Source organism: Streptomyces sp. TAA486, from assembly GCF_000426165.1.
Genome location: NZ_KE384504.1, coordinates 1 through 25,475, shown reverse-complemented (window position 1 = coordinate 25,475; position 25,475 = coordinate 1). Strand labels below are relative to the sequence as shown.

General features: G+C 69.6%; 16 protein-coding genes and 2 pseudogenes. 10 read left to right on the top strand and 8 right to left on the bottom strand.

Features of this window, described 5'->3' with window-relative positions:
- Window positions 1-450 precede the first annotated feature (450 nt).
- Window positions 451-1,608, top strand: coding sequence for a hypothetical protein (locus I004_RS37030; RefSeq protein WP_051345604.1), 1,158 nt, complete (start codon window positions 451-453; stop codon window positions 1,606-1,608).
- A gap of 483 nt (window positions 1,609-2,091) precedes the next feature.
- Here the strand turns inward: I004_RS37030 and I004_RS37830 are convergent, their stop codons facing one another.
- Complete coding sequence (locus I004_RS37830) at window positions 2,092-2,916, bottom strand: phosphotransferase enzyme family protein (RefSeq protein ID WP_486580664.1); 825 nt, start codon at window positions 2,914-2,916, stop codon at window positions 2,092-2,094.
- A gap of 380 nt (window positions 2,917-3,296) precedes the next feature.
- Between I004_RS37830 and I004_RS38755 the strand changes: the two are divergent.
- Window positions 3,297-3,474 (top strand): annotated as a pseudogene (locus I004_RS38755) (MmyB family transcriptional regulator); the annotation flags it as partial.
- Window positions 3,475-3,527: 53 nt separating this feature from the next.
- Here the strand turns inward: I004_RS38755 and I004_RS39280 are convergent.
- The 3 genes from I004_RS39280 to I004_RS37020 form a co-directional block, all read right to left on the bottom strand.
- Window positions 3,528-4,307, bottom strand: coding sequence for an aldehyde dehydrogenase family protein (locus I004_RS39280; RefSeq protein WP_106965476.1), 780 nt, complete (start codon window positions 4,305-4,307; stop codon window positions 3,528-3,530).
- Window positions 4,308-4,677: 370 nt separating this feature from the next.
- Window positions 4,678-7,467: an SCO7613 C-terminal domain-containing membrane protein gene (locus I004_RS0129840; protein WP_158677146.1), complete on the bottom strand. Its 2,790-nt coding sequence runs from the start codon at window positions 7,465-7,467 to the stop codon at window positions 4,678-4,680.
- 92 nt (window positions 7,468-7,559) lie between these two features.
- Entirely contained in the window at window positions 7,560-8,492 is a 933-nt protein-coding gene (locus I004_RS37020; RefSeq protein ID WP_051345643.1) for an aminoglycoside phosphotransferase family protein, read from the bottom strand.
- Window positions 8,493-9,083: 591 nt separating this feature from the next.
- On the opposite strand from I004_RS37020, the gene I004_RS0129830 reads away from it, so the two are divergent.
- The 3 genes from I004_RS0129830 (at window position 9,084) to I004_RS0129820 (ending at window position 12,226) form a co-directional block, all read left to right on the top strand.
- Window positions 9,084-9,917, top strand: coding sequence for a SigB/SigF/SigG family RNA polymerase sigma factor (locus I004_RS0129830; RefSeq protein WP_199779495.1), 834 nt, complete (start codon window positions 9,084-9,086; stop codon window positions 9,915-9,917).
- Window positions 9,918-10,367: 450 nt separating this feature from the next.
- Entirely contained in the window at window positions 10,368-11,432 is a 1,065-nt protein-coding gene (locus I004_RS37015; protein WP_051345601.1) for a T6SS phospholipase effector Tle1-like catalytic domain-containing protein, read from the top strand.
- A 320-nt stretch (window positions 11,433-11,752) separates the two neighbouring features.
- Complete coding sequence (locus I004_RS0129820) at window positions 11,753-12,226, top strand: hypothetical protein (RefSeq protein ID WP_028438469.1); 474 nt, start codon at window positions 11,753-11,755, stop codon at window positions 12,224-12,226.
- 15 nt (window positions 12,227-12,241) lie between these two features.
- Here the strand turns inward: I004_RS0129820 and I004_RS0129815 are convergent, their stop codons facing one another.
- Complete coding sequence (locus I004_RS0129815; RefSeq protein WP_037978467.1) at window positions 12,242-13,168, bottom strand: DUF4231 domain-containing protein; 927 nt, start codon at window positions 13,166-13,168, stop codon at window positions 12,242-12,244.
- A gap of 445 nt (window positions 13,169-13,613) precedes the next feature.
- Between I004_RS0129815 and I004_RS0129805 the strand changes: the two genes are divergently transcribed.
- The 4 genes from I004_RS0129805 to fxsT all read left to right on the top strand — a co-directional run bounded on the left by I004_RS0129805 (window position 13,614) and on the right by fxsT (window position 21,889).
- The gene (locus I004_RS0129805) at window positions 13,614-15,785 is read left to right on the top strand and encodes an FxsB family cyclophane-forming radical SAM/SPASM peptide maturase (protein WP_028438467.1); all 2,172 of its coding nucleotides are present in this window, start codon (window positions 13,614-13,616) and stop codon (window positions 15,783-15,785) included.
- Complete coding sequence (locus I004_RS0129800; RefSeq protein WP_486580659.1) at window positions 15,766-16,572, top strand: AAC(3) family N-acetyltransferase; 807 nt, start codon at window positions 15,766-15,768, stop codon at window positions 16,570-16,572. Before I004_RS0129805 ends, I004_RS0129800 begins: the two co-directional genes overlap by 20 nt.
- Window positions 16,573-16,667: 95 nt before the next feature.
- The gene (locus I004_RS37010; RefSeq protein ID WP_051345600.1) at window positions 16,668-17,957 is read left to right on the top strand and encodes a TIR-like protein FxsC; all 1,290 of its coding nucleotides are present in this window, start codon (window positions 16,668-16,670) and stop codon (window positions 17,955-17,957) included.
- Window positions 17,954-21,889: an FxSxx-COOH system tetratricopeptide repeat protein gene (fxsT, locus tag I004_RS0129790; RefSeq protein WP_028438465.1), complete on the top strand. Its 3,936-nt coding sequence runs from the start codon at window positions 17,954-17,956 to the stop codon at window positions 21,887-21,889. The genes I004_RS37010 and fxsT overlap by 4 nt, the downstream gene beginning before the upstream one ends.
- Window positions 21,890-21,979: 90 nt before the next feature.
- On the opposite strand, the gene I004_RS0129785 is transcribed toward fxsT, so the two are convergent.
- The gene (locus I004_RS0129785; RefSeq protein WP_028438464.1) at window positions 21,980-22,855 is read right to left on the bottom strand and encodes an alpha/beta fold hydrolase; all 876 of its coding nucleotides are present in this window, start codon (window positions 22,853-22,855) and stop codon (window positions 21,980-21,982) included.
- Between the two features lie 202 nt (window positions 22,856-23,057).
- Between I004_RS0129785 and I004_RS0129780 the strand changes: the two genes are divergently transcribed.
- Window positions 23,058-24,779: a hypothetical protein gene (locus I004_RS0129780; RefSeq protein WP_051345599.1), complete on the top strand. Its 1,722-nt coding sequence runs from the start codon at window positions 23,058-23,060 to the stop codon at window positions 24,777-24,779.
- A 108-nt stretch (window positions 24,780-24,887) separates the two neighbouring features.
- On the opposite strand, the pseudogene I004_RS37005 reads toward I004_RS0129780, so the two are convergent.
- Window positions 24,888-25,130 (bottom strand): annotated as a pseudogene (locus I004_RS37005) (TOBE domain-containing protein); the annotation flags it as partial.
- A gap of 61 nt (window positions 25,131-25,191) precedes the next feature.
- Window positions 25,192-25,475: molybdate ABC transporter substrate-binding protein (gene modA, locus I004_RS0129770; protein ID WP_028438462.1), on the bottom strand; the 284-nt coding region annotated here is incomplete at its 5' end.

The following is a 25,475-nucleotide window of genomic DNA, read 5'->3' as shown; positions in this document are numbered from 1 at the left end:
CCTTTTTGATCTTGGTTGCTGATTTGGCTGCTCACTCGAAGGCCCGGCCACGGCGTTCCGCGAGCCGTGAGGGGCATTCTGATGGCCGATCAGAGAAGCGGACTTCGGTCACGCAACGTAGTCTGCACGCCTCTTCCGTGCAGAGGTGGATGGCTTCGTGATCAGGCGTAGGAGCCGAAGACTTCTGGCGCTGCAGGTCACCCTGGTGTCCGGACTGTGCCCGGAGGCGGCGTGGGTCCTTTCTCTGATTTTCACGGCCGGGAATCATTCCCCCATTGAGGAGGCTGCCGGCGCACGCAGTGCCGGCCGGCCGATCCGCGACCGACGCACCGGTGGTTCAGCGTCCTTCCGCCCCACAGCAGCGGCCACCATCAGCCTCTCGGTGTCACAGCATCATCCGGAGTGATCACGTAGCCATCCACCTCCTGCACGGAAGATGGGATTCTCCGCATGTACAGAGCATTCAGACGAGGCGGCCTGAGCGCCGCAGTCGGCCTGGCACTCGGGCTGGCACTTCTGCCCGCAGAACAGGCACACGCGTCGACCTTCGTGCCCTGCAACAACATTGCCGCCCTCAAAGACGCCATCACGCAGGCGAACATGACCGGGGAACAGGTCGTCCTCGCCTCCGGCTGCACCTACGACCTCACCGAGATCGACAACGCCGACAATGGGCTCCCCGTCATCACCGGCAACGTCCGCATCGTCTCCACCGGTGCCACCATCCGCCGCTCAGCTGCCGCCACCGAATTCTTCCGCATCTTCCGAGTCAACGCGGGCGGCAGCCTCAGCCTGACCCGCATCAGCATCACCGGCGGGGAACCCTCGCTGGGCGACGACAGCGGCGGCGGCATCCGCAACAGCGGTGGCACGCTCTCCATGACCGGTGGCACCGTCAGCGGCAATGGCGTCGAAGGCCGTGGTGGCGGCATCTTCAACGACGAGGGCGCGGTCACCCTGACCCAGACCACAGTCGAGGACAACGGGGCCGGCCGTGGAGGTGGCCTCTTCAACTTCCAGGGCGCGCTCACCCTGACGCAGAGCAGAGTCGAGGACAACGACGTCACATCGGACGGGGGCGGCATTGCCAACAGTGGCCAGCTCGGTCAGCCCGGTCGGCTCACCCTGAACCAGACCAGGGTCGAGGACAACGACGCTGACGACTTCGGGGGCGGCCTCCTCAACGAGAACGGCAGCACCATGACCATGGCGGGGGGAGTCCTGCGCGACAACACCGCCGACCTCGACGGCGGCGGCCTCGAGAACGGCCCGGAGAGCAGTGCCTCCTTCAGCGGCACCACCATCACCGGAAACACCAGTGGAGGTCTCGGCGGCGGCATCTACAGCTTCGGCGACTCCACGCTGCGCCTCACCAGCAGTGTCGTCAGCAACAATCAGGCCATTTCGGGCGGCGGCATCTACGACCTGCAGAGCACGACAACTCTCGTCGGCACGCGAGTCACCGCCAACCTCGCCACCGCAGGTCCCGGAAACGGCGGCGGCATCTTCGACGACGGCGGTGAGGTACTCCTCACCGGTAGCAGGGTCACCAGTAACATCCCCGACAACTGCGCACCCCCCGGCAACATTCCGGGCTGCACCGGCTGACCACCAAGATCCGCCCACGGTCGAGCAGGAGACACAAGCTTCTGCTCGACCGTGAACGTGTACCGCCGACAACGAACGGCCGGCATCCGGCTGCTGCCGGTCCCCCTGGCACCTGACCTTGCCTGGCATACGCCAACAAGGACGCCAACAGCGACAGACAACGGCGCACTTCGCCGCACTCGTGTGCCGCCATCAACAGGGCCGGACACGGGCGGTCAGCAGCGAAGGTGGATGGATGAGTCATCGAGGTCCGAAGTGAGGTGAGCCCATGACGCCTCAATGCCTTCGCGTCGGCCTTCGTGCCGCCGACGCCCCCGCACGCACGCCGAGCAGCTCTTCGTCACCTTTTGACGCACGCACCGCCCCGTGATCGCGAAGGCCCTCGGCTACTGCGACGTGACCACCACGAACGTGGCCGCAGGGGCCGGCGCCTCCTGGGCCCGGTATCCCCCGGCGAGCACACTCGGTGACAGCACGTTCCGTTCAGCGGACAAGCCACCGACGTGCTTGCTCCATACGCTCCTCGTTGTCCGCGCGGTCCGCGACGCCGGTCAGATCGTCGCGCAAGATCCGCCCGGCGTAGAACAAGGTGTTGATGGCGTACCGGAAGTCCAGCAGCGGCAGCAAAGCTTGGCCGACTTCGTCAGGGGAGAGCGCCCCGTGCTCAAGGTATGCCCGGATCAGGGGACGGGCAGCGTCCGGGCCGCCGGCGTCCATCACAACCGTGGCCAAGTCGTACATCCGGGCCCAAGGACTGGAGGCGCCCCAGTCGATGAGACCGCACAGGCCGGTGTCAGGATCGAGCCGGAAGTGCTCGGGAGCCGGGTCGCCGTGAACGGGGCCCCACGTCAGCGTCTCCGGACGGAGCCGGCGCAGCCGCGTGACAACCCTTTCGACCGCGGGCCGGATCCACGGACGTGCATGAAGGACGGCGGTGTCTTCGATTCCGGCCAGCAGGTCGAAGCGCGACCACGCCTGGTCCTCGGTGACGGACTCGGTGCCGAGCACCTGGTGGGCGCGGGCGAGGGTGACGCCCATGAGCACCATGTCGCCCTCGTTGCGACCGTCCAACTCCCTTCCCGGAACCCGTCGCAACAGCGCCAACTCGTGGCCGACGGTACCGACCGTCCGTCGGCCGTCCTTCGACGTCACCGGCGCACCGCAAGGGATGCCGGACTCCTCGACACGCGAGGCCAGGTCCAGTCCGTAGCGGAACTGCTCTGCGGGGGGCCCGTCAGGGACGGCCTTCGCCACCCACTCGTCACCGTGGCTCTTCACGTGCCAGGTCGCGGAGTTCATGCCCCCCATGAGAGGAGTGACCTCGGCGTTGTCGAGGTCCCAGTGGAGGAACAGGGCGGCAGTGATCGTTTCACTGCGGGGTACTGCGGGGTGCTTGGTGCCCGATGAGGAGGGCGAGGTGACGTCCGAGTCAGTGCGGTGACCCGCCGCAGGACATGGTGATGGGGTGGTGTGGTGCGTCATGGGTGAGCGTCTCCAGGAACAACGAAGGAACCGCCCGATACGGCGGCTGATTCGACCTCGTGGACGGCGCGGCAATGCGCCGCTGGAGACTCACCTCACGTGCCGGACACTACCGGCATGGTCGACGCATCGACCAGGGAGTATCGGTCCAGGGCTCCAATCCGGCGGAGAGGAACCATCACCCCTGACCACGCCCGGTGATCACCTGCAAGACGTTCCAGCATCCGCTGGTGGGTCCGGTCGTCCGTCACCTGCGACGCCCTCGCCATCACCGACCGCGACCAGCAGGTCGTGATCTACGCCACCGACCCCGGCTCGCCCTCCGAGGAGGCGCTCCGGCTGCTGTGGGTCATCGGCACGCAGCGCATGGACCTCACGCGCTGAGTGGCCGGCGCCTTCGCGGCCGACGGATCGAAGGGTGGTGTCACCGAGCCCTGTCACTTCAGGCGGCGGATGCTGTGGTCCTCGACGTAGGCCGACAGGCCGCTGAGGCCGAACTCCCGCCCGATCCCGCTCTGTTTGACGCCGCCGAAGGGCATTCGCAGGTCCAGGGATTCCGACGAGTGGCTGTTGACGAACGTGCAGCCGGCCTCGATGCGGCGGGCCAGGGCGAGCCCCTCCCCGGGCAGAGAGCGGCGGGCCGGAGTGTGCGCAGCGGGGCCGCGGGGCCGGCAGAGTTCTCGGCCGACGGCTCGTGGCGCGGCACGAGCGGCCTCAGGCCCGGAGAGCGGGCAGTTGACGGGGGTTACACCGTCGGGGGAGCCGGCGCTCCATGCTCTCGCGACCGGGCGTGCAGGGCCCTTCGGCTGCGGTGTTCCCGCCTCGTGATGAAGGGAGCAGGCCGGGAATCCCGTGCCGGACCGGACAGCCGGTAACAGGAAGTGAACAAGTCTGGCGGGTTGACGGGCCACAAGTTCCTTCTGTGATTCGGGAGTTGCCTCTCGCGCCGGAAACGTGCCGATGCGGTCGAGGCCGTGGCCGGTCCGCGCAGGACCGTGCCCGTCACCGACGCACCGCCGGCAGGGTGGGCGACGGGGAACCCTCGCCGCCCTTGAGGGGCGGAGTGCCCCGAGACATGCAGGTGAATCGAGACGGTTGGTCAGCCTGTCCGATCTCGGGCGCCGGATGGTGGTCGTCCGTCCAGCGGTCGCAGTGCACCAGGAACAGACGAGTCCCCCTCGTCTCTCTGGGCCTACTGTAGATCGCCTTGGTGACATCGTCCTGGTCCGACGAAGCGATTTTGCGCCAACGAAGTACGCCTTCCCGAGGTGGGGTTGGCCTACAGAAGGGTGCAATACGCCCTGAACACAGCCGCGTTGCCGCCGCACGGCTCCTGTCGGGGCGTGCGTATCGCGTCCGGCTGACCGGCGTGCCGCAGGAATGCGAGCAGGAAGCGAAGCCGTTCCCGGCCGGCGGTCAGCCCCAGCAACCGGCTGCGCCGCGGCAGTAGTCCCGGGCACAGCCCTTCACTGCGCGATGTGAGTCAGCCCGTACCAGCCCCGCACCGACCTGCCGCGGCACGTCGGTACGGGGGCTGGTGTTCGTACGGTCCACGTCCTTCGAACCGCATGGACGTCCGCCTCGCCCTCACCCCAGGCGCTGCCAGGCGCGCTTGAGCCGTCGCGCCTCCTCCAGCCGCCGCTCGTACGTGGCACCCGCCACGACCAGGAGCAGCCCGGCGAGCGCGGGCATCAGCCAGCGCGGCAGCAGCCAGGCGACCTGGGCCACGTACGGGGCGAGTTCGTGTGCGCCGACCGCGGCGAGGGTGGCCCCGCCGAGCAGCAGCGGCGCCTGCGTGCGCCACCGGGCGCCCGCGAGGGTGGTGCCCAGCGCGCCCGTGCCCAGCAGCAGCGGGCGCAGCCAGTGCGGGTCGCTCAGCACCATGACCAGGCTCGGCACGAAGGTGAAGGTGAGCCCGCCGCCGTACGCCCACCACGACGACACCCGGGTCGGCGCCGCCGCGTCGCCGCTGCCCGAACGGCGCCTGCGCAGCCATCCGACGAGCAGCAGGGCGGCGGAGACGGGCAGTGTGTATGCCTCCGGGGTGGTGACGTCGGAGGCGAACAGCCGTACCCACGTGGCGAGTACGAGCAGAGCCGCCGACGCATGGCCCGCGCCGGGACGCCGGTCGGCGCGGAGGGCGACGCCCGCGGCGGAGACGGCGCAGAGGGCGAGGGCGAGCCACAGCGTGCCGGGGTGCGGGGCGCACAGCAGGAGCGCGACCAACGCCGTTGCGTATCCCGTGCATTCGACGGCGAGCGAGATCGCCTTCCGTGCCGCGGGCGCTGTCGCATCCGCACCGCCGCGCAGCAAGGCCGCCGCCGGCACGGTGCCCACCGCGACCGCGAGCACTGCGAACGCGGCCTGGTGCGCAGGGAAGTGCAGGGCCGCGGCGAGCGCGCCGGCCAGCCCGGCCGCGAACGCCACGGCCGACGCCGCGAGAGTGGCCCGGCGTTCAGGGCCGCCCTTCGGGGACCAGGCCGCGGCCGCCGCGGACGCCACGCACAACACAGCCAACACCGTGAGGGTGGCGGTCTGTTGAGCGAGCGCCCAGCCGGTCGCGGTGCCGGCCAGGACAAGGCCGGACAGCAGTGCGGTGACGCCGGTCGTGGCGTCCGCCACGGTGGCCGCGGCGGCGAGCAGGCCGATGGCCAGCGCGGCGACGACGGTCACGGTCGCCCCGTACGGCAGACCGAGTGCCAGCGGCACCGTTGCGCCGACGGTGGCGCACAGTACGGGCAGCACGGGCCGAACCGGCACCGGGGGCACCACCCAGCGGAGGCCGCGAGACGATCCGGCGGCCGATGGTCGGCTCAACGCGCCGTCAGCACCGGACTGTTGACCGTCGCCTGCCTTGCGGCCGAGCCCGCCGGCGAGCAGCGGCACCGACAGCGCCAGCAGCAGGAGGATCGGCAGCGTGGCGGCAGAGCCGGTCCATTCGTGGTGACTGCCGACGGCCTGCCGGACCGTGCCGAGCGGCGGCCCCTCCCACACTCGCGTCACGAAGTACAACGGCCCGAACACTGCCTCCGCCATCGGCACCAGCACCCACACCAGCGCGACGCACTGCACGACGGCGGCCGCCACCACGAGTCCGGCCGACTGCGGTGCGCTCCGCCCCCGCACCACGCGAAGGATGAGCACGGCGCCCAACAGGCCCATCGCGCACAGCAGATACACCAGCATCCGCCAGTCCGGGTCCGCCGTGTCCCCGGCCCCTGCCAGGGCCCACGCCACGCCCCCCAGCGCCGTGATCAGCACCAGCCCGGCGACCGTACCCAGCGGACCCGACAACCGACGGGCCGGCTGCCGCTGCCCCGCATACAGCAGCACCGTCGCGGCCACTGCCTGCAAGGCACTCCAACGTGCGGCCCCGGCAACGCCGTTGGTCTCCTGCGACAGCGTCACGCCCATCATCAGTGCGCCCACGGGCACCGCCGCCACGGCGGCCGTCAGCCGTACCGGTCGGGCGGTGGCTCGGCTGCCCATGCCGTCCCGCTGCCGCGACACCGCCAGTGCCACGTCCGCCGCGAAGGTGAGCAGCAGCGCCGCGGCGAGCGCGTACACCGACCGGTCCGAAGTCCCGTCCAGGGTCAACGCCCAGAGTGGCAGCGGAAGTTGGGCGACTACGACGGCGAAGGGCAGCGGCAGCCGCAGCCCGGGTGCCGGCAGCGCCAGCCCGTAGACGCCCCACAGCGGGGCGATCAACGCGGCGCTGGCAGCCGTGAAGCCGAGGCCCTCCGCATAGGGGAAAGCGACCTCGTGCAGGGCGTACGCGTCCAGCGCCAACAGCGCCAGACCGAAAGCGGCGACGGACTCGGCGGTGGCCACCAGCTTGCGGCGCAACAGGAACAGCGGCACGGCGAGTGTGGCGAGGGTCAGCCCACCGAGCACCAGTGCACGCCCGCCGACGCCCATGCCGCCCCAGCTGAGCAGCGCGAAGGCGAGCGCGGCGACGGTGAGCAGCAGACCGCCGAGCACGAGCAGGACGTTACGTGCGGTGTACGAGGAGGTCTCCGCCCGGCCCGCGGCCCACGACCGGGGCACGGGTCCGTGCGCCGGCAAGGACTTGAAGGCACCGCCCGGGGCTCCGCCCTGGGCCGATGTGCCTTGCCCAGCACCCTGCGCAGCCCCTTGTGCCGCGGCCCGCAGCCCGGCCAGCAGGGTCTGCCGCCGCCCGTGAAGTGCGGTGCGCCGCTGTTCCAGACCGATCAACTCCGCATCGATCCGCCGCACCTCGTCGTGCTCCTCGCCGGTCAACGGCAGGGCGCAGTACGGGCACTTGGCGGGCCCTTCCGCATGCCCCTCTCTCTGCTCCGCCTGCCCCAGCGGTCCAAGGCAGTAAGGGCAGTGCGCGAGCGGCTGGTTGTACTCCATGCCGGGCAGCGTGACGCCGCCCCGGCACCTGCGGATATCCGTCGGGATACTCAGATCGGCCTGAGGGCTTGGCCGATGCCGGACAGGCTTCGTCAGAAGGTCCCGCCGACGGCAGCGAGACATCGTGCCGTCCACGCGGTGTGGCGCCGTCGAAGCTCCCCGCCGGTGAGGTCGGTGCGGCCGAGACCGGCGTAGTTGGGGACCCAGGTCTCCACGGTGCGGTGGGAACGGGCGAGCGTGTAGAGGTCCCACAGCGCCACATCGGGCAGTGGGGCGCCGGCCGCGTCCTGGTAGGCGGCACAGAACGTGTCGGCGGTCGTGGTGTCGGGGCCGTGCAGCAGGGCGAGGTCCAGCCGGCACCAGCCGACGTCGAACCCGCGCGGCGCCAGGCCCGCACCATCCCAGTCGATCACGCCGGTCAGCGCGCCGTCCTGCCACAGCACGTTTCCCGACCAGTAGTCGAAGTGGGCCAGCACCCGCGGTTGGGCAGCGAGCCGTTCGAGCTGACCGTCCAGCGCCGCGGCGGCCGGTCCGGTGCTGCTGCGGGTGGCGGTCATGCCGTCCCGGAACCCGGTGAGCCGGGCGTGGGGGAGTGCGTGCAGGCGGGCGAGGGCGTGCCCGAGCGCGGCCGCGGCGGCGTCCGGATCGGCCGGGGTGATGTCGGCCCGCCCCGGCAGACGCGTGATGAGGACGGCCGGCAGCCCGCACCGTTCGCCGTGCGGATCGACACCCAGCAGGCGCGGGGCGAAACCGCCCAGGCCGTCGAGCGCCGTCAGGACCTTCTCCTCGCGGGCGGCGGAGTCGTCGCCGGGCGGGAAGCGCCGCAGCACGGCCTGCCGTTCAGGATCGGCGGCCTGCAGCAGGTGAGTGGAGGCGTGGCTGCCACCGCCCAAGGCGCGAACGGCGCGCACGCCGGCACCCGTTCCGGAGCCGAGGAACCCGGCGGCCCAAGCGAGCGCCTCGGGCGGCGGATCGCCGGAGGGCTGGGCGTCGTCGTACGACGGGTACGGCGGGGAAGACGTCACGCGAGCCAGCACAGCACGCGGCAACGGACCGCAGCCAGCGGTTTCCTGGCCGGGGGCTGCGATCGGCACGGCAGTGAGGCCGAGTGGGTCCTCGCCGCTGTGGCCGACGAGCACGTCGGCTCGCCTCCCCGGGGCATCGGCAACGGCCATGTCCCTGCGGCCCGGCGAGTCGCCGCGCTCGTCGCGTACGTCGCCAGTGACGAGGCCGGTCACATCACGGACACGGACACGGAACGTCGACGGCGGTCACGCGGCCTGATCCGGCCGGCACACACGACGGCGGCCGACGGGACGCGGGTGCCTGCCGGTCGCGGTCGTCCGGCGGGGGAGCTGTTGCTCGGGCTGCCCGAGGGCGCCTCGTGGCGGGCCGGTGGTGGCGCGCCGGAAGAACGTACAACTCGGTTCGCATCGCTGACGTTTGCTGCCGGCAGACCGGGGCACACGGGCCGACAGTGCTTCGGCAAGAAGGCACATCCGCGGGAGCGGGACTCCGTCTCGCCCTCGGACCCATGAAGTGGTCCGGCCCGCCTGTGTCCTTCTCCTGCGGTGTCCGCTTGGACGCAGTACCGGAGGGAAGAGGACACAAGCACGATGTCAGCCGTAGAGATGCGCACGAAGGGTGCCCGTCACCCGCACCACGACGCCCCCGACACCGCGGCGGACTTCCGCCGCATCGTCGTGCTCCCCGAGGGGCCGGAGAAGGAAGAGCTCAAGCAGCGGGTCGTCGAGGCGTGGATGCCGATGGCGGAGCGTCTCGCACAGCGGTTCCGCAACCGCGGAGAGAACCTGGAGGACCTGCAGCAGGTCGCCTCGCTGGGTCTGGTGAAGGCCGTCGACCGCTTCGATCCCGACCGCGGCAAGGCCTTCGAGAGTTTCGCGATCCCGACCATCGTCGGTGAGATCAAGCGGCACTTCCGTGACCACATGTGGGGGCTGCATGTGCCGCGGCGCGTACAGGAGTTGCGCAACCGCGTCCGCACCAGCCGCCGCGAGCTGAGCCTGACGACGGGTGAGGGCAGCCCGACCGTCGCGCAGATCGCCGAGCACGCCCGGATGTCCGAGGAGGACGTGCTGGTGGGCATGGAGGCGCTGGAGAGCTACAGCACCCTCTCTCTGGACGCCGAGCTGCCGGGCGCCGACGACGGATACTCCCTCGCCGACACTCTCGGCCGCACCGAACCCGGCTTCGACCACGTCATCTACCGCGAGTCCGTCAAGCCGCGGCTGAAGCGGCTGCCGGAGCGGGAGCAGCGCATCCTCTACATGCGCTTCTTCTGCGACATGACACAGACGAAGATCGCTGACGAACTCGGCTGCTCGCAGATGCACGTCTCCCGGCTCATCAGCCGCACCTGCCGGCGGATCCGGGAGGAGGTCGAAGCCGAACCCGGAAGCGGGAGCGAACGGGAACTCGCCGCAGCCTGAGGCTGCTCCTCCCGGGCGACCGCGGGGTGCCGTGCGGCACTCAGGCGGTCGCCTCCCACGCCGATGACGCCTGGCCGCCTGCCCATGTTGACGTGGCGCAGGCGGCCGGGCATTGCCGAAGCAGCGCGGCGCCGACTTGAGTTCCCGCTCCACCGACCCTCTGTCCGGGACGGGACCAGGTATCGGTGAAGGCTGCCCTCCCGTGCGCCTGGCCCGTGCGCCTGGCCCGTGCGATCGGCCCGCCGTGGACGTCGCGCAGAGGAAGCCGCGTGCCGCCGCGGTGCGGGGCCGCGGACGCTCCATTGGGCCGAATGGCGAGCCCGTCGGAGCCGTGCGATCGTCGAATCCGGTTCCGACCGCCAGCCTCGCGGCCCCCGCTCTCCGCGCCGCGAGAGCCGGGCAACGACGTCGACGCCGTCGTTGCCGCAGTTCTCCGCGGAAGGAGATGCCATGGCCAGGAAACTGATCGTCTGCTGTGACGGCACATGGAACTTCGCCGACCAGCCCCGCACGACGAACGTCACCAAGGTCGCCCTGGCAGCTCGAACGGAAGCTGACGGGGCGGCGCAGCGCGTGTACTACGGCAGCGGCGTCGGCCTGCGCCCGTGGCAGCGGTGGCGCGGCGGCGCGTTCGGCATGGGGTTGTCCAGCAACGTTCAGGACGCTTACCGCTTCCTCGTCGACACCTACGAGCCTGGTGACGAGCTGTTCCTCTTCGGCTTCAGCCGCGGCGCATTCACCGCCCGCAGCCTGGCCGGCCTGGTGCGCAACTCCGGCATCCTGCGCCGGGAGAGCGCCCACCGGGTCAAGGAGGCGTGGGCTCTGTACCGCGACCGGGCCGAGAAGCCGACCAGCACTGCCTCCAAGCTGTTCCGCGGCGCGCACGCACACGAGACGGGGATCCACTTCATCGGGGTGTGGGACACGGTCGGTGCCCTCGGCATCCCGACCGGTGCCCCGTTCAACCGGCGGTGGGCGTTCCACGACACCGAGCTCAGCAGCTGGATCAAGGGAGCCTTCCACGCGCTGGCCGTCGACGAACAGCGCGCGCCGTTCACCCCGACGCTGTGGCACCAGCAGCCCGGAGCCGCCAAGAGCGGCCAGGAACTGAAACAGGTGTGGTTCAGCGGAGTGCACTGCGACGTCGGCGGTGGTTACGAGAAGACGGGGCTGTCCGACATTGCGCTGCTGTGGATGGTGCAGCAGGCCCGCCGGTACGGGCTGGAGTTCAAGAAGGAAGCGTTCGGCGAACTCGAGCCCGACAGCATGGGCGAACTGCACGACTCGCTCACCGGCCTCAACCGACTCATGGGGCAGCTGCACCGCCCCGTCGGACGAGCGGCGAACGGATGCGAGTACCTCTCGAACACCGCCACGGAGCGCTACAGCAACGACGCGGACTACCGTCCGCCCGAGCTCCAGGGACGCACGCAAGGCAAGATCCCCGTCGAGCAGGTGCCGCTGACCTTCTCCGAGGGGGCGACCCGTGACACCGGGAAGAGGCGGGCGGCGTAAGTGCGGGACCGCACGCGCCCACTTTCACGCCATCCCGGTCCGACGACCGCCGTCGGACCGGGATCTTGCCTTTTCTGCCGTGAAGTCTGATGTGAGGCAAGTATTGCCTCTGGGTGTATGGAAAAGCGGATCGAATTCCGCGACGTTGGCATCAGCGGCCCGCACTACCCGCTTTGCTCGACCCCAGGTTCACGGCAGCGTTCCACGGCTGCGCCCGCGCTCATGGTCACCGACAGGCCACGACCGAACCGGCGGGGTCGTGAGGCGCGTGTGAGGCGGGACCGCTGAGACCAGCCGCGAGAGCCGAGCGAGGAGACGCCATGACGCGGATCGGCATCACCGGGCACCGGAACATTCCTGAGTCGGCACTGTCCGAGATCGTGCACCGCCTTGCGGCCGAGTTGAAGGCGCCGGCGGACGAGGCACTGAGCTGTCTCGCCGATGGAGCCGACCAGCTCTTCGGCCAGATTGCCCTGGAGATGCGCATCCCCCTCACGGCCGTGCTTCCCGCAGACGACTACGAGGACCACCTGGGCGGCGACGAAGCCGTGAACCGCTACCGGACGCTCCTCGGCGCATGCGCGCACACGGTTCACATGCCCTACCGCACCTGCAGCCCGGAGGCTTACGAGGCGGCCGGCCGGTGGATCGTCGACAGGGTCGATCACCTCATCGCGGTATGGGACGGCCGGCCTTCGCGCGGCCGTGGGGGCACGGCGCAGATCGTTGCGCATGCGCGTGATGCAAACGTTTCGGTCACCGTGATCTGGCCGCCGGGTACCGTCCGCACCTGACGACGCGGTGCGGCGCTACGAGCCGCCGAACTGGGCCAGCCAGTCGGTGTGCTGCGGCGACACCAGTCGCTCCACTTCCGCCACGGACTGCGCCCACTGCTCCTCGCCGCGTTCCCCTTCCTCCGGCGGAAGCTCCTGCATGGTGATCTCGACCAGGCTGAGCTCCTGCCAGATCAGCCGGTGGGCATACGTGAGTGGTTGCTGCCGCCGCATCTCGCTCCAGGCGACAGCGGCCGCCGCGCATGCGGAGCACATCCCGGTCAGGTCATCACCTATGAAACCGACCGCCCTGACCAGCGTGGCCGCGAAGGCAAGGAACGTCAGCATGGCGATGATTCCCGACCACACAGCGGCCGAGCGCTGCGAGCGTTCGGACTTGCCGCCGTACCAGGCGAGTTGCTCCTGCACGCGGTCCCGCAGATAGATGTCACGGCGGGTCACGAAAGACTTGCCCCGCACCGCGCGCATCACTTCCGTTATCTGCCCTTCCCCGGTCGGCTGCGCCCCACAGCGTGCGGCGTCCCAGCCGGCTTTGCGTAACTCACGCATCCCGTCCTCGAGGCGCGTGGCGAACAGCGCTTCCGGGTTCGGGGCGCCGGCCCCGAACTCTCCACCTCTCGCCATGTAGAGCCAGCACAGTCTCTTGACCATCTCCGCCGCAGCGCGGTGCGCGTGGTAGTGCACGCGGGCTCGTCTCCGGCTCGCGTGCACGCCGAACCCCAGCGCCAGCGCGTACGCGACCGCAGCCAGCCAGGCCCCGGCGGCCCATCCGGCCCAATGCCCCGCCGCGGAGACGAACGTCGCCAGAAGCAGGAGGGAGAGCTGTAATCGGACCGTCTTCATCGCCTCGTCCTGGCGGCTCACCGCGAGGCGATCGTTGACGAGGAACAGCGGCGCGAGGTCCCGTGCGCCTATGGTCGTCCGTGGCGCTATATGACTCATGAGCGTCCCCCCGATTTCCCTCGGCTTCCGGGTGAAGTGGCCGTCCCCGGCGGCTGCGCGATGGCGGGTCAGGCCTTAGGATGCGGATCAACGAGTCCTTCCTTCAGCACAAAACAACGGGGCAGCGCCATGAAGCCATGTGTGGTCACGAACACCGCCGCCGCTGCGACCAAGCGGCCGGTGGCTCTCGCCGTGATTGACCCACGCACCACCGCTGCCCGTAGGGCCACCGGTCGGCTGCTGCAGGCTTCCGGATTGACGCCCGTCAAGTTGCCCACCTTCAACTCGGCCGTCTGAGCGGCTTCTTGAGATCGTCTGCGGGTCGACGGCCACACTGGGGCTCGCCGGTCCGGAGCGGTGCGTCACTGCTGCTCGGAAAGACTCCTGATACTTCCCAGGTGTTTGGTTCTTAAACTTTTCCCTTGGCTCGTCCTAGGGTGAGCGCGTGTCAGCTGCGCTCCGTCAATTAGTGCTCAAGATCCACAGCAGGTGTGACCTCGCCTGCGATCACTGCTACATCTATGAGCACGGTGACTCCACCTGGGCCTCCCTGCCGAGGGTCCTGTCCGAGGAGACCGCGGACCAGGTGGCGCGGCGCTTTGCCGAGTACGCGAAAGCGCAGCAGCTTGAGGAAGTGCTGGTCATCCTCCACGGTGGTGAGCCGCTCCTCGCCGGCCCCAAGCGCATTCGCGGCATCTGTGAACGCCTGGTCACCCACCTTTCACCGGTGACATCGCTCGACCTGCGGATTCACACCAACGCCGTCCAGCTGAATCGCGCCCACCTAGGGCTCTTCAACGAGTTCGGCGTCAAGATCGGGGTCTCCCTCGACGGCGACCGCGCTGCGAACGACCGGCACCGCAGGGACCGCCGGGGCCGGAGCAGCTACGACCGGGTACTGCGTTCCTTGGATCTACTGAGGGAGACCGAGTTCCGCCACCTGTACCTGGGTCTGCTGTGCACTGTGGACCTGGCCAATGATCCGTACTCGGTGCACGACGCCCTGACCTCCCTCGACCCTCCCCGGATCGACTATCTGCTCCCGCACGCGACCTGGGACCGGCCCCCGGACGGGTCCGGGGTGAGTACCGGGCAAGGGCAAACGCCCTATGCCGACTGGCTGTTGGCTGCCTTCGACCGGTGGGACGAGCAGGGACAGTCCCTACCCGTCCGTTTCTTCGAGTCCGTCCTGTCCACCTTGCGGGGCGGCCCGAGTCTCACCGAATCACTGGGCCTCGCGCCTACCGACCTGGCCGTGGTGGAGACCGACGGCAGCTTCGAGCAGGCCGATTCGCTGAAGACGGCCTACGACGGTGCTGCTGCCACCGGATACGACGTCTTCCGGCACGGCTTCGAGACGCTGGCTGCCCACCCCGGTGTGCGGGCCCGCCAGTCGGGCATCGAAGGGCTTGCGGACGCGTGCCGCACCTGCCCGGTGGTGGCCTCCTGCGGTGGTGGTTTGTATGCGCACCGCTACAGCACCGAGAACGGCTTCGACAATCCATCGGTCTACTGCGCGGACCTCAAGGCGTTCATCGAGGGTGTGGCCCAGCGCATCACCAGGTGGGAGCTGTCGCCGGTGGTGCACAGCGACGATGAACTCGCCTATGAGCAGTCGTTGTTGAACCGAACGCTGCTCGCCGGACTCGAGCGCGAAGAGTCGGTGTGGGAGGCGTTCACCACGCTCGACGACTCACCGGCAGCAGCGGAACTGGACGCCCTGCTCGGCTACCCCTACGTCCGTGCCTCTCTTCTCGCTGCTGCGGCAGGCCGAGGCAGCGGCCCTGAGCGGCTCGGTGCGACAGCCGTGGCCGCGGCCTTGCGCTCTCGCTCGGAGGTGCGAGTGGCGTGGCAGGGTCAAGGCCGGCAATTACACCTGCCGTCACTCGGCACCCTGTCCGTCGAGGAGACCCGGCGGGGGAGCGAGCGCTCGATGGCGCCGGACGAGGGCCGGATCGAGGTGGTCACCCACGCGGACGGTTGCACGCTCGACCTCTGGTACGTGTCGTCAGGTGTGAAGGTGACCGTCGAGCTCTCTGCGGACGAGGAGACGTGGCGTCCGCTGCCCGTGCTCGATGAGGGCGTGCTTCTCGACGATGCTGATCCCTATCGCGGCTGCTTCGCGGTCCCGGAGGCGGGACCACTCGACACGGTGCCGGAGCGGGAGGGATTCGCCCGGCTCTGGCGGGAGGCGCGGAGCATCCTCGACTCGCGCGTGCCGGGGCAGACCAGCCGCATCACCGCAGTGACCCCGCTCCTGCCGGGTGCGGGGGTGCACCTTGGACGGCACGGGGAAGGCGCCCTCGGCGTCGGAATCGACACCGGTCCGGAGGAGTTGGCACTCGGAATATTCCTCGCCTGCCGCAGGGCGCGGCTGCGCGCTCTCAGCGAGTGCACGGACCTCTCGCTCGTCGGAAGCCCGGCCAAGAACCTCTTGGACGAGGCCGACCGGTTGACCGGCGAAGCCGCATTCGCGGGGTCCTCAGGTGACCGTGACCGTGCCCGGGCAGCCGCACGCACGGCGCTCGACGCGATCGAGCCCGGCCATCTCACCGGCAGCGGGCACGTGGTCGCCGAAAGCGTGGAGGCCGAACTCCGTGAGCTGCACGGTGATTGAACACAGCACCCCCCGCACAGTTCAGGAACTTGCCGCTTTCCTCACCGAGTTGGGGATCAAACTTGGATCCACTCTGCTCGTTCACGCCTCCCTGGGGGGCAGCGGCTTGGCCCCGGCCGTTGTTCACAGCGCCCTCGATGAAGTCCTCGGGCCCGAGGGCACGTTGGTCGTCCCCACCTTCACGCCGGAGAACTCGGATACATCGGACGCCTACCTCAAGCGGACCGCCCATATGTCGCACGCCGAACGCGAGGCCGACCGGGCGGCGATGGCGCCGTACGACCCGTGGCGGACGCCATGCCCCACCGTAGGGGCCCTTTCGGAGTACGTGCGCTGCGCACCAGGGGCCCACCGCAGCGCACATCCGCAGACGTCGTTCGCGGCGATCGGACCGCGGGCCGCCTCACTGGTCGAGGGGCACGACCCGCACTGCCACCTGGGAGAGAGGTCGCCGCTCGGGAAGCTGTACGCGGTGGACTCACAAGTGCTGCTGCTGCGAACGGGATTCGGGGAGTGCAGCGCGTTCCACCTCGCCGAGTACCGGGCGTGGCCCGACCCCCCGATGCGCACCTACCGCTGTGTCGTAGGGGAGGCCGACGGGAAATGGATCGACTACCAGGACGTCGTCCTGGACGACAGCGACTTCGCGGCCGTCGGATCGCGAATGCCCGAGCGCCTCATCACCCGTCGTGTGCTGCACGGCAGGGCCGTCTCACTGTTCGCACTTTGCGACGCGGTTGACCACGCGTGCAGGGACTTGGCTGAGCACCGACCGCGAATGTCTTGAATTGGGCGGCACGTGCCCGGAGACCATCGGGCACATTAGGTATCCGATCGGGGCCAGGGGGGTGCATGGAGTCAGCGGGTCACGAGACGCGACGCATGCCGCAACAATCGGGGGAGGGCCCGTACTTCTTCCTTAGCTACGCGCATACACCGGCCGACCCCGACGGGCCGAACCCTGATCACTGGGTCCACGTCCTCTTCAAGGATCTGTGCCGGGACATTCTGCAGTTGACGACACTGCCGGGTGCCGCGCACGCCGGGTTCATGGACCGGCAGTTACGCACGGGTGACGGCTGGCCGGACAAGCTGAGCGAGAATCTCGCCGGCTGCCGCGTGTTCGTTCCGCTGTACGCCCCCCGGTACTTCAGCAGCATGGAGTGCGGGCGCGAGTGGTACGCGTTCAACGAACGGGTGCTCCGTGCGCGGCGGACCGGGCAGGGCGATTTCTCGGCCATCGTGCCCGCCTTATGGACGCCTGTCCCGCTCGACGACCTGCCGGAGCCGGCGAGGCACATCCACGTCGACCACGCCGAGTACGGCACGGAGTACGCACGGGACGGTTTCTACGGGCTGATCAAGGTCAAGCGTCTGCACGACGCCTACGAGGAGGCCGTCTTCCGGCTTGCGCGCCGCATCGTCGACGTGGCGCTCACGTCCACCCCACCGCCGTGCGAACCCCTCGACTACGAATCCACCCCGAGCGCCTTCAAACCGCACGGCACCGGCACCCGCTCCATCCACGTCACCGTCGCTGCGCCCACCCGCTACACGGTGCCTGAGCGCCGTACGCCCGAGCCGTACGGGACGACGGCGCAGGACTGGGGTCCGTACCACCACGAGACCACGCGCCCGCTCACAAGAGTCGTCAGCGAGCAAATCCGTTCGCTCGATTACCAGTTGACCGTCTCCGACTTCGACGAGCACACCCTGGCCGACGCACCGGCGGGCGCGGACCGGCCGCACATCCTCCTGCTCGACTTCTGGGCGCTCAGCGACGAAGGGCGGCGACAGCGCCTCGCCGCATACGACGCGGCCGTACAGCCATGGACCAGCATGCTCGTGCCGCGCTGCCGTGGCGACGAGCAGAGCCAAGGCGAGGTCGGCGAGCGCCTGTTCAGACGTGTCGCCGACACCCTGCCCACCCTCACCGAGCGGGGCCGGCTCTCCGGTTGCCGTACCGCCGTCGACGGAGTGCCGACGCTCGACGCCTTCAGTCACGTACTGCCGAAGGTCGTCGCCGAGACCACCAACCGCTTCTTCAGCCACGCCAAGGCCAACCCTCCGGCCGGGGAGCGCCTGCCGCGCCCCCGCCTCACCGGTCCCTCGCTGTGGGAGCCGGAGACAGAGACGCCCCAACCACCACCTGCGCCTGGAGGATCCGCATGACCGCAACTCGCGACGGCCGGATCATCACCTTCTACTCGTACAAAGGCGGCACCGGGCGGACCATGGCGATGGCCAACACCGCCTGGATACTTGCCGCGAACGGGAAGCGGGTCCTCGCCGTGGACTGGGACCTGGAGGCGCCGGGCCTGCACCGCTTCTTTCACCCCTTCCTGGACCCGAACGTGCTCGGCGCGACCAGCGGCGTCATCGACATCATCACCGAGTACTGCTGGCAGGCCACCACCAAAGGGCCACGCAACGGGCCCTGGCACCAGGAGTACGCACGCGTCGAACCGCACGTCGTCTCCCTCTCGCCCGAGCGGCTCGGCTGGCGGTTCCCGTCCCGGGCGACCCTCGACTTCCTCTCGGCGGGCCGTCAGAACCGTGAGTATTCCGCGAGCGTGTCATCGTTCGAGTGGGACAACTTCTACGAGCGGCTCGGCGGTGGCCTGTTCCTCGACGCGCTGCGCGCCGACATGAAGGCTCACTACGACTACATCCTCATCGACTCCCGCACCGGGCTGTCGGACAACGCAGACATATGCACCATCCACATGCCCGACCTGCTCGTCGACTGCTTCACGCTTTCCGATCAGGCCCTGGACGGTGCCGCCGCGATAGCCCGCAGCGTCGAGTCCGGGTACCGGGGCCGTCCCATTCGCGTCCTGCCGGTGCCGATGCGTATCGATGAGGGGGAGAAGGAGAAGGTCGACGCTGGACGCGCGCTCGCCCGTCTGAAGTTCGACGGTCTGCCCAGAGGGCTGACCGGGGAAGAACTCACCGCCTACTGGGGCGCCGTCGAGATCCCCTACCGGCCGTACTACGCGTACGAGGAGACCCTCGCCACCGTCGGCGACGAACCGGGCGTCGCGAACTCGCTCCTTTCCTCCTTCGAGCGCTTGACCGCGGTCCTCACCGACGAAGAGGTGACCTCGCTTCCACCGGTGGCCGAGCAGGTGCGGCTGCGGTGCCGGGACGCCTTCCTGCGGCGCCGCCCGCACACGCCCACCACCGAAGTCACGCTCGTGTACGTGGCCGAGAACCGGATGTGGGCCGATTGGATCGAAGCAGTACTGACCCGTGCGGGATGCCAGGTCACGCAGCGGGACCTCTCGTATGAGACGACCGAGGACGCACCGACCACCACGGCCGTCGATGCCCGGACCCTGGTGCTGCTTTCACCCTCGTTCCTCAAGTCCCGCTGGGCGGAGGCCACATGGCGTGCCCTGACGCGGGAGGCCGACGCCGGCGGACCGGACCATCAGCTGTACCCGCTGCGCATCGAGGACGCACGGCTTCCTGCCGCGTACCTGGACCACAATCCCGTCGATCTGAACCGTGTCGATGAGCAGCAGTGCATCGCTGCGCTGCTGCGGTGCGTCGGCCACGTGCCGCAGGCTCTCGAAGGAGCGGGCACCGGGGCTCGCTTCCCCGGCAAGGTCCCAGGAATCTGGAACGCGCCGTTGCGCAACACCACATTCACCGGACGTGACGAGGTCCTCGATCAGCTCCGCGACCAGCTCGCAGGCGGGGTGTCCGCCGTACTGCCGCAGCCGCAGGCGCTCTACGGCCTCGGAGGAGTCGGCAAGACGCAGGTCGCCATCGAGTACGTGCACCGGTTCCTCGCCGACTATGACTTGGTGTGGTGGATATCCGCCGAGGAGACGGAGCAGGTCGTCGCCTCGCTCGCCGAACTCGCCGCACGGCTCGGAGCCCCTGCCGATGACATGGCCCTCGCATGCTCGGAGGCCATCCGCCTCCTCAGCCGCGGCACCCCGACCGACCAGTGGCTGCTGGTCTTCGACAACGCCGACGACCCGGCTCAGCTCACCCGCTTCTTCCCTTCCGAAGGCAGCGGCCACATCCTCGTCACCTCGCGCAACCAGGCCTGGGCACAGCAGGGAGCATCCCTTCCCGTCGATGTGTTCCTGCGCGAGGAGAGCGTCGAGCACCTCACCCGGCGTGCCCCCGCGCTGAGTCCCGCCGAGGCCGAGCAGGTGGCCGGAGCACTCGGCGATCTGCCACTCGCCGTCGAGCAGGCCGCGGCGTGGCTGGCCGAGACCGCCACCCCGGTCGACGAGTACCTCGAACAGCTCGCGGCTCAGACCGTCGAGGTCCTCGCCCTCATGAACAGGGCACCCGGCTACCCGGAGTCGGTTGCCGCGACCTGGAACGTCTCCATCGCACGCCTCAAGGAGCGTTCACCGGCCTCCGTGCGTCTGCTGCAGTTGTGCGCGTTCCTGGCGCCGGAACCCATCTCCAACCAGCTGCTCTACAGCCGGGAGATGATCGAGGCGCTCAAGCCCTACGACCCTGCGTTGCAGGAGAAACTCGTCCTGGGGCGCATCATCCGGGAGATCGGGAGATTCGCCCTGGCGAAGATCGACCAGATGGGCAACAGCATCCAGGTGCATCGCCTCGTCCAGGCCATCATCCGTTCGCAGCTCACGGAGGAGGAACAGCGCGAGGCACGGCACGTCGTGCACACCGTCCTGTCCGGCATCAGGCCCGACGAGGACGAACCCATCGACGATCCGGGCACCTGGCCCCGGTTCGACCTGATCTGGCCCCACCTGGGTGCCAGCGACGCCCGGCACTGCAAGGAGTCCGAGACACGCAGGCTCCTCATCGACCGCGTCCGGTACCTGTGGAAGCGCGGCGACTTCCCCAGCGCCCGCCTGCTCGCGGAGGATCTCCTCGAGGACTGGCGCGGGCTGCTCGGCGAAGACGACGTGCAGTACCTCTATCTGCGGGGGCAGCTCGCCAACATCCAACGCTCCCAAGGGCGTTACGTCGAAGCCCGGGAGATCGACACCGACCTGCTCAACCGGCAGAAAGCCGTCCTCGGTGAGAGCCACCCGCACGCTTACGTGACCACTTCCAGCCTCGCCAGCGACCTCGCTGCGCTCGGTGCCTACCAGTCGGCTGTCGAGCTCGCTCGCGAGGCGCACGACGGGTTCAGCCAGATCTTCCACGACTCCCACCCACGCACCCTGTCCGCCGCCAACAACCTGGCGCTGGCCCTGCGGATGGTCGGCCGCTTCGGCGAAGCGCGCGCGCTCGACCAGGACGTCCTGGACCGGCGTATGGAAGTCCTCGGCCCGGACCATCCGTACACCCTCGCCTCTGCCAACGCCCTCGGCCGGGACCTGCGGGAAGTCGGCCGTTACGGCGAGTCCACGGCGCTGCTCTCCCGGACGTACGAATCGCACAAGCGGATACTTGGGAAGTCCTTCCCCGGCACCCTCGCCTGCGCCAAATCGCTCGCGGTGTCGCTGCGTCGCGACGGGAAGTTCGAGGACGCGCGGCGCCTGACCCAGGCCACACAGGCCCAGTACCGCGCCCAGTACACCGCGCCCACGCCCGACAGCCTGGCCTGCGACCTCAACCTGGCCGCCGACCTCTTCGCCGCGGACGAACGCGAGGCGGCGCGCCGCGTCGCCGAGGAGGCACTGGCCGAGTACATGAAGGTGCCTGGTGAGAAGCACCCGTACACCCAGGCCGCCCTCAACAACCTCGGAGTCTTCCACTGGGGGTGCGGTGACGCGGAAGAGGCGGCCCAGGTGCTGCGACGGGCGCGTGAGCGGATGACCGAGGTGCTCGGAGCGCAGCATCCTCACACACTGTTCTGCGGCGTGAACTACGCCAACGCACTTGCCGACGCAGGAGACTTGGAGGCGACGCTGGCCATCGAGGCGGCCGCTGTGGCTGCGCTTCGGAGCGGACTGGGCCCGCATCATCCGGAAACTCTCGGCATCATCACCAATCATGGGCTCACGCTGGCCGCTCTCGGCCGCACGGGTGAGGCACACAGCATGCGTGAGGAAGCGCTCACCGAACTGCGGATGCTGCTGGGCGAGGACAACGGCATCCTGCGTGTGGCTTCGGAACAGCGGCGCATCTACAGGGACTTGGAGCCGCTGGCCGTGTAAGGCCGGCGCTGCCGGACGCGGCCGCATACGTACGTCGCGCCGGTGCGGGGCGGGACGGACGCCTCCTGTCGGTGCCAGGCTGCCGTGGTCTCATGCCCGCGCGCTGTCCACCACCCAGCGCAGCACTGCGGGAAGAGCCTGAAGCGCGGCGAAGTGTGCGGCAGCCGGGTCGAGGACCGCGTGCGCGCGGGGGATCCGGGCTGCCAGCCATGCCGAGTGCGATGCGGGGGAGAACACGTCCCGGCGCCCGTGCCACAGCAGCACAGGCGTCTTGACCTCTGCCGGGTCGAAGCCCCATGGGCGGCACAGTGCCAATGCGTCATCGATCCAGCCATAGGCGGAGTGCCGCACTGCCTCCCCGTAGGTACGAAGCAGCATCGACCTGAGTCCTGTGTCCGACAGGACGCGCAGGTCGTCGTCGGTCAATTCCGCTCGCAGCGCCTCGATGAGGCGGGCCGGGTCGGTGCGGATAGCTTCTGAGCGCGGAATGATCCGCTGTGCGAAACCCTCCGGGTCCGCGACCGCCGTGCGGAAGTCGTCGACGTTCGACTCCGCCATTCCCGCGAACCAGTCGAGACCCTCGGCGTCCACGGGGGCAAGACCGACGAGAGCCGCTACCCGCGTCACCCGCTCCGGGAACAGAGCCGCGCAGGCGAGGGCGTGCGGGGCACCCGCAGACCGGCCTACGACCGCGAACCGGTCGAGCCCCAATGTGTCCGCGACCGCCACCACATCGCGCGGGCCGTCGGAGACACGGCGCCCGGGCTGCCGGTCTGAACCGCCGTAGCCAGGACGGTCATAGGAGATCAGCCGGGTACGCCGTTGGTAGAGGACCAGGTCGCGTGGCCGCGGCCCCATGCGGCTACCGGGCATGCCGTGCAGCAGGAAAACCGGCTGCCCGTGCGGATCCCCCGCCCATTCGACCCGGAGCGCTCGCCCGTCCTCAGCTCGCACCCACTCACGCACGATGCCCTCCCCCGAATATGGCCCTCGGTGCGTCCACGGGTGGACCTACCCGGGGATGACGGCGGAGTACCGGCAAGTCTTGGCCACGTCCCATGTGGGGTGGCGCATCAGTGGGTTGTGCGCGCACACAGAGGCTGGCGGCGGGTCGACGACGTGCCTACGCTGAGCCTTCTTGAGCCGCGGCCACCAGGGGAGTTGGCGCATGACTGAGGGCTTCAGCGCGGTACCGGAGTCGGAGCCGGAGTCGAAGACGGGCGACGCCGGCGCGCATTCGCCGCTGGAGATCGCCCGGCTGCTCGAACGGGGGCGCCTCGACGGGGACATCGGCACCATGGCACGCGTGCCGCGCTCCCACGCGGAAGTCTCCGCGGCGGTGGTGGACTTCGCCCGCGTCGCCGACGAACGGGGCCGGGACGTCGCGGCGTTGCTGACGGTGTTGTCCCCTCTGCTGGGGTCCACCAACGACAACGGCACCTCCGTGGAGGGCAGTACGGCGGCGGAGCTCAAGGACTTCGCCGACTCCTCCGCGTACGTCGCGCCCGAAGGGGGGCTGACCGCCGTGCCGTACTACGAGGACGTCAAGTTCCTGGAGCACTGCGACCCGAGGCTCATCGAGCGCAACGCCGCCGAGTACCAGCGCATGCGCCTTCTGCTCGCCTCCGTCGGGCCCTCCGTCGAAAGGGCGGAGTCCGTGGAATGGAGCAGCGATGCCGATGCCGGCCACGAGGGCCGGTTGAAGGACGTGAAGGGCCTGGTACAGGGGCTGTTGGACGGCTACGAAGCGGCGTCGAAGGCGCTGCTGACGTACGCCCGGGCTGTCGAGGACGCCAGACGGAAGCTGCGACTCGGGCGCGAAGCCCAGGACCGGCTCACCGGGCTGATCTCCAGAGGGGCGGTCCCGATCACACGTACCGCGCAGGAAACCGAGCCGATGCGCCGCTGGGAGGACCTGCGGTCCTCGACGAGCCTGCTCGACTGGTTCGCCGAACTGGGCGTGGACCGCGCGGAGATCGTGGACGAGGCCGACCGCCACTACGAGCAGGCCGCCGAGGCGTTCGGCGCCGCACTCCACGCCGAACAGGGCCCGCGCGGCGAATGCGTGGCCGCGCTGCGGCGTGCCAAGGAGCTGATCCCCGGCTTCCGCACAGGACGCATGGACGCGGCGGCCCTGCTCTCCGAGGTGAACGTCCTGTCGTCCGAGGAGGTCGAGGCAGCGGGCACCGGGCTGGCACGGCTGCCCGGCAGCGCCCCGGGAAAGGGGAGCGTGCCGACGATCGGCGACGAGAGGGTGTCGCCGCTGCTCCGGGATCTGCGGAGCCACCGCAATGGCGTGCCGGACGTCGACAGCCTCTGGCTGACCGATGCGTTGGGCAGCAGGAAGGAGTGGATCGAGGCCAACAAGGCCGCCATCAAGGCGGCGGCGCGGGCGTACGGTCTGCCTCCCGACATGGTGGCGGGCATCGCCTGGGTCGAGGTCGGCGGCAAGCCCTACGTCGCCGACGACGTGGCCCAGTGGCTGCGGCACACCGCCGAGTCGGACTGGAGCCCGGTCACTCCCGGCTACCTCCCCGGACCGCTCGCCGGCGACCGTGACAACACCTCCTACGGGCCGATGGCCGTGCAGGTCCGCCGTGCAGCGGAGACGCTGGGGTACGACCCGGCCAACCTCACCGAGGACCAACGGGACGAGCTGACAACCTCGTTGAAGGATCCGAGCGAGAACCTGCTGATCTCCGCGAAGCACATGGCGGACCTCAAGGCCCACACTTCCTTCGACGTGCCGGCCGAGGAGATGACACCGGGGCAGTACCGTGAGCTGGCCGCCCGCTACAACGGCGGTCCCTACTGGGAGAGTTCCGACGCGCAGAGCTACGCCGACGAGTTCGAGGAGAACCGCGAGCAGGCGAAGCAGGCGCTGAAGTGACCTGAGCGCCAGGGCCGGCGCTGGGAGCGTGCGCGCGCCGTCGCGTCGACGATCGGCATGCTTGTGCCGGATGGGATCGCGGCATCGTCGCAGCGGGCCCGTCCGTCCTCACCGCGTGACCAGGGTGATCTCGGTGGCCTTGACGCTGGTCCACACCGAAGTCCCGTCGACCACTTCGAGTTCGGCCGCGGCCTGCGGGGTGATCTCGGCGACGAGGTCAGGGACGTGGTCCGAGGCGACGACGACGCGGAGGCGGCTTCCGACGGCGGTGATCTCCCGGACTGTTCCGGGCCAGTTGTTGCGTGGGCTGCCGGCGGGACGTTCGCGGTGCAACGAGACGGCCTCGGGGGCGTGGCGTGGGGCTGCCCGCGGACGAGTGCCACCGGGCAGCCCCCGAGATTTGTCGCCCGGGTCAGGGCTTCTGAAAGCCGGCGTCGCGCAGGAGCTTCTGCGCCTCCGGGGTGCTGAGCCATTTCACGAAGGCGTTGGCCGCCTTCGGGTTCTTCGACGACTTCAGGGCGGCGGCCGGGTAGGAGGCGACGGCGTTCTCGTCGTCGGGAATCCTGACGGCGTCGACCTTGCCGGGAGCGGTCGCGGCGTCGGTCCTGTAGACGATGCCCGCGTCCGCTTCGCCGAGTTCGACCTTGCTCAGTACGGCCCGGACGTTGGCTTCCTGGGAGACGGGCTTCAAGCCGA

What these genes read in the sequence shown, in the direction of transcription:
- I004_RS37030 (WP_051345604.1), top strand. Translation starts at nt 451, where the DNA reads ATGTACAGAGCATTCAGACGAGGCGGCCTGAGCGCCGCAGTCGGCCTG.
- I004_RS37830 (WP_486580664.1), bottom strand. Translation starts at nt 2,916, where the DNA reads ATGGGGGGCATGAACTCCGCGACCTGGCACGTGAAGAGCCACGGTGAC.
- I004_RS39280 (WP_106965476.1), bottom strand. Translation starts at nt 4,307, where the DNA reads ATGTCACCAAGGCGATCTACAGTAGGCCCAGAGAGACGAGGGGGACTC.
- I004_RS0129840 (WP_158677146.1), bottom strand. Translation starts at nt 7,467, where the DNA reads ATGGAGTACAACCAGCCGCTCGCGCACTGCCCTTACTGCCTTGGACCG.
- I004_RS0129830 (WP_199779495.1), top strand. Translation starts at nt 9,084, where the DNA reads ATGTCAGCCGTAGAGATGCGCACGAAGGGTGCCCGTCACCCGCACCAC.
- I004_RS37015 (WP_051345601.1), top strand. Translation starts at nt 10,368, where the DNA reads ATGGCCAGGAAACTGATCGTCTGCTGTGACGGCACATGGAACTTCGCC.
- I004_RS0129820 (WP_028438469.1), top strand. Translation starts at nt 11,753, where the DNA reads ATGACGCGGATCGGCATCACCGGGCACCGGAACATTCCTGAGTCGGCA.
- I004_RS0129815 (WP_037978467.1), bottom strand. Translation starts at nt 13,168, where the DNA reads ATGAGTCATATAGCGCCACGGACGACCATAGGCGCACGGGACCTCGCG.
- I004_RS37010 (WP_051345600.1), top strand. Translation starts at nt 16,668, where the DNA reads ATGCCGCAACAATCGGGGGAGGGCCCGTACTTCTTCCTTAGCTACGCG.
- fxsT (WP_028438465.1), top strand. Translation starts at nt 17,954, where the DNA reads ATGACCGCAACTCGCGACGGCCGGATCATCACCTTCTACTCGTACAAA.
- I004_RS0129780 (WP_051345599.1), top strand. Translation starts at nt 23,058, where the DNA reads ATGACTGAGGGCTTCAGCGCGGTACCGGAGTCGGAGCCGGAGTCGAAG.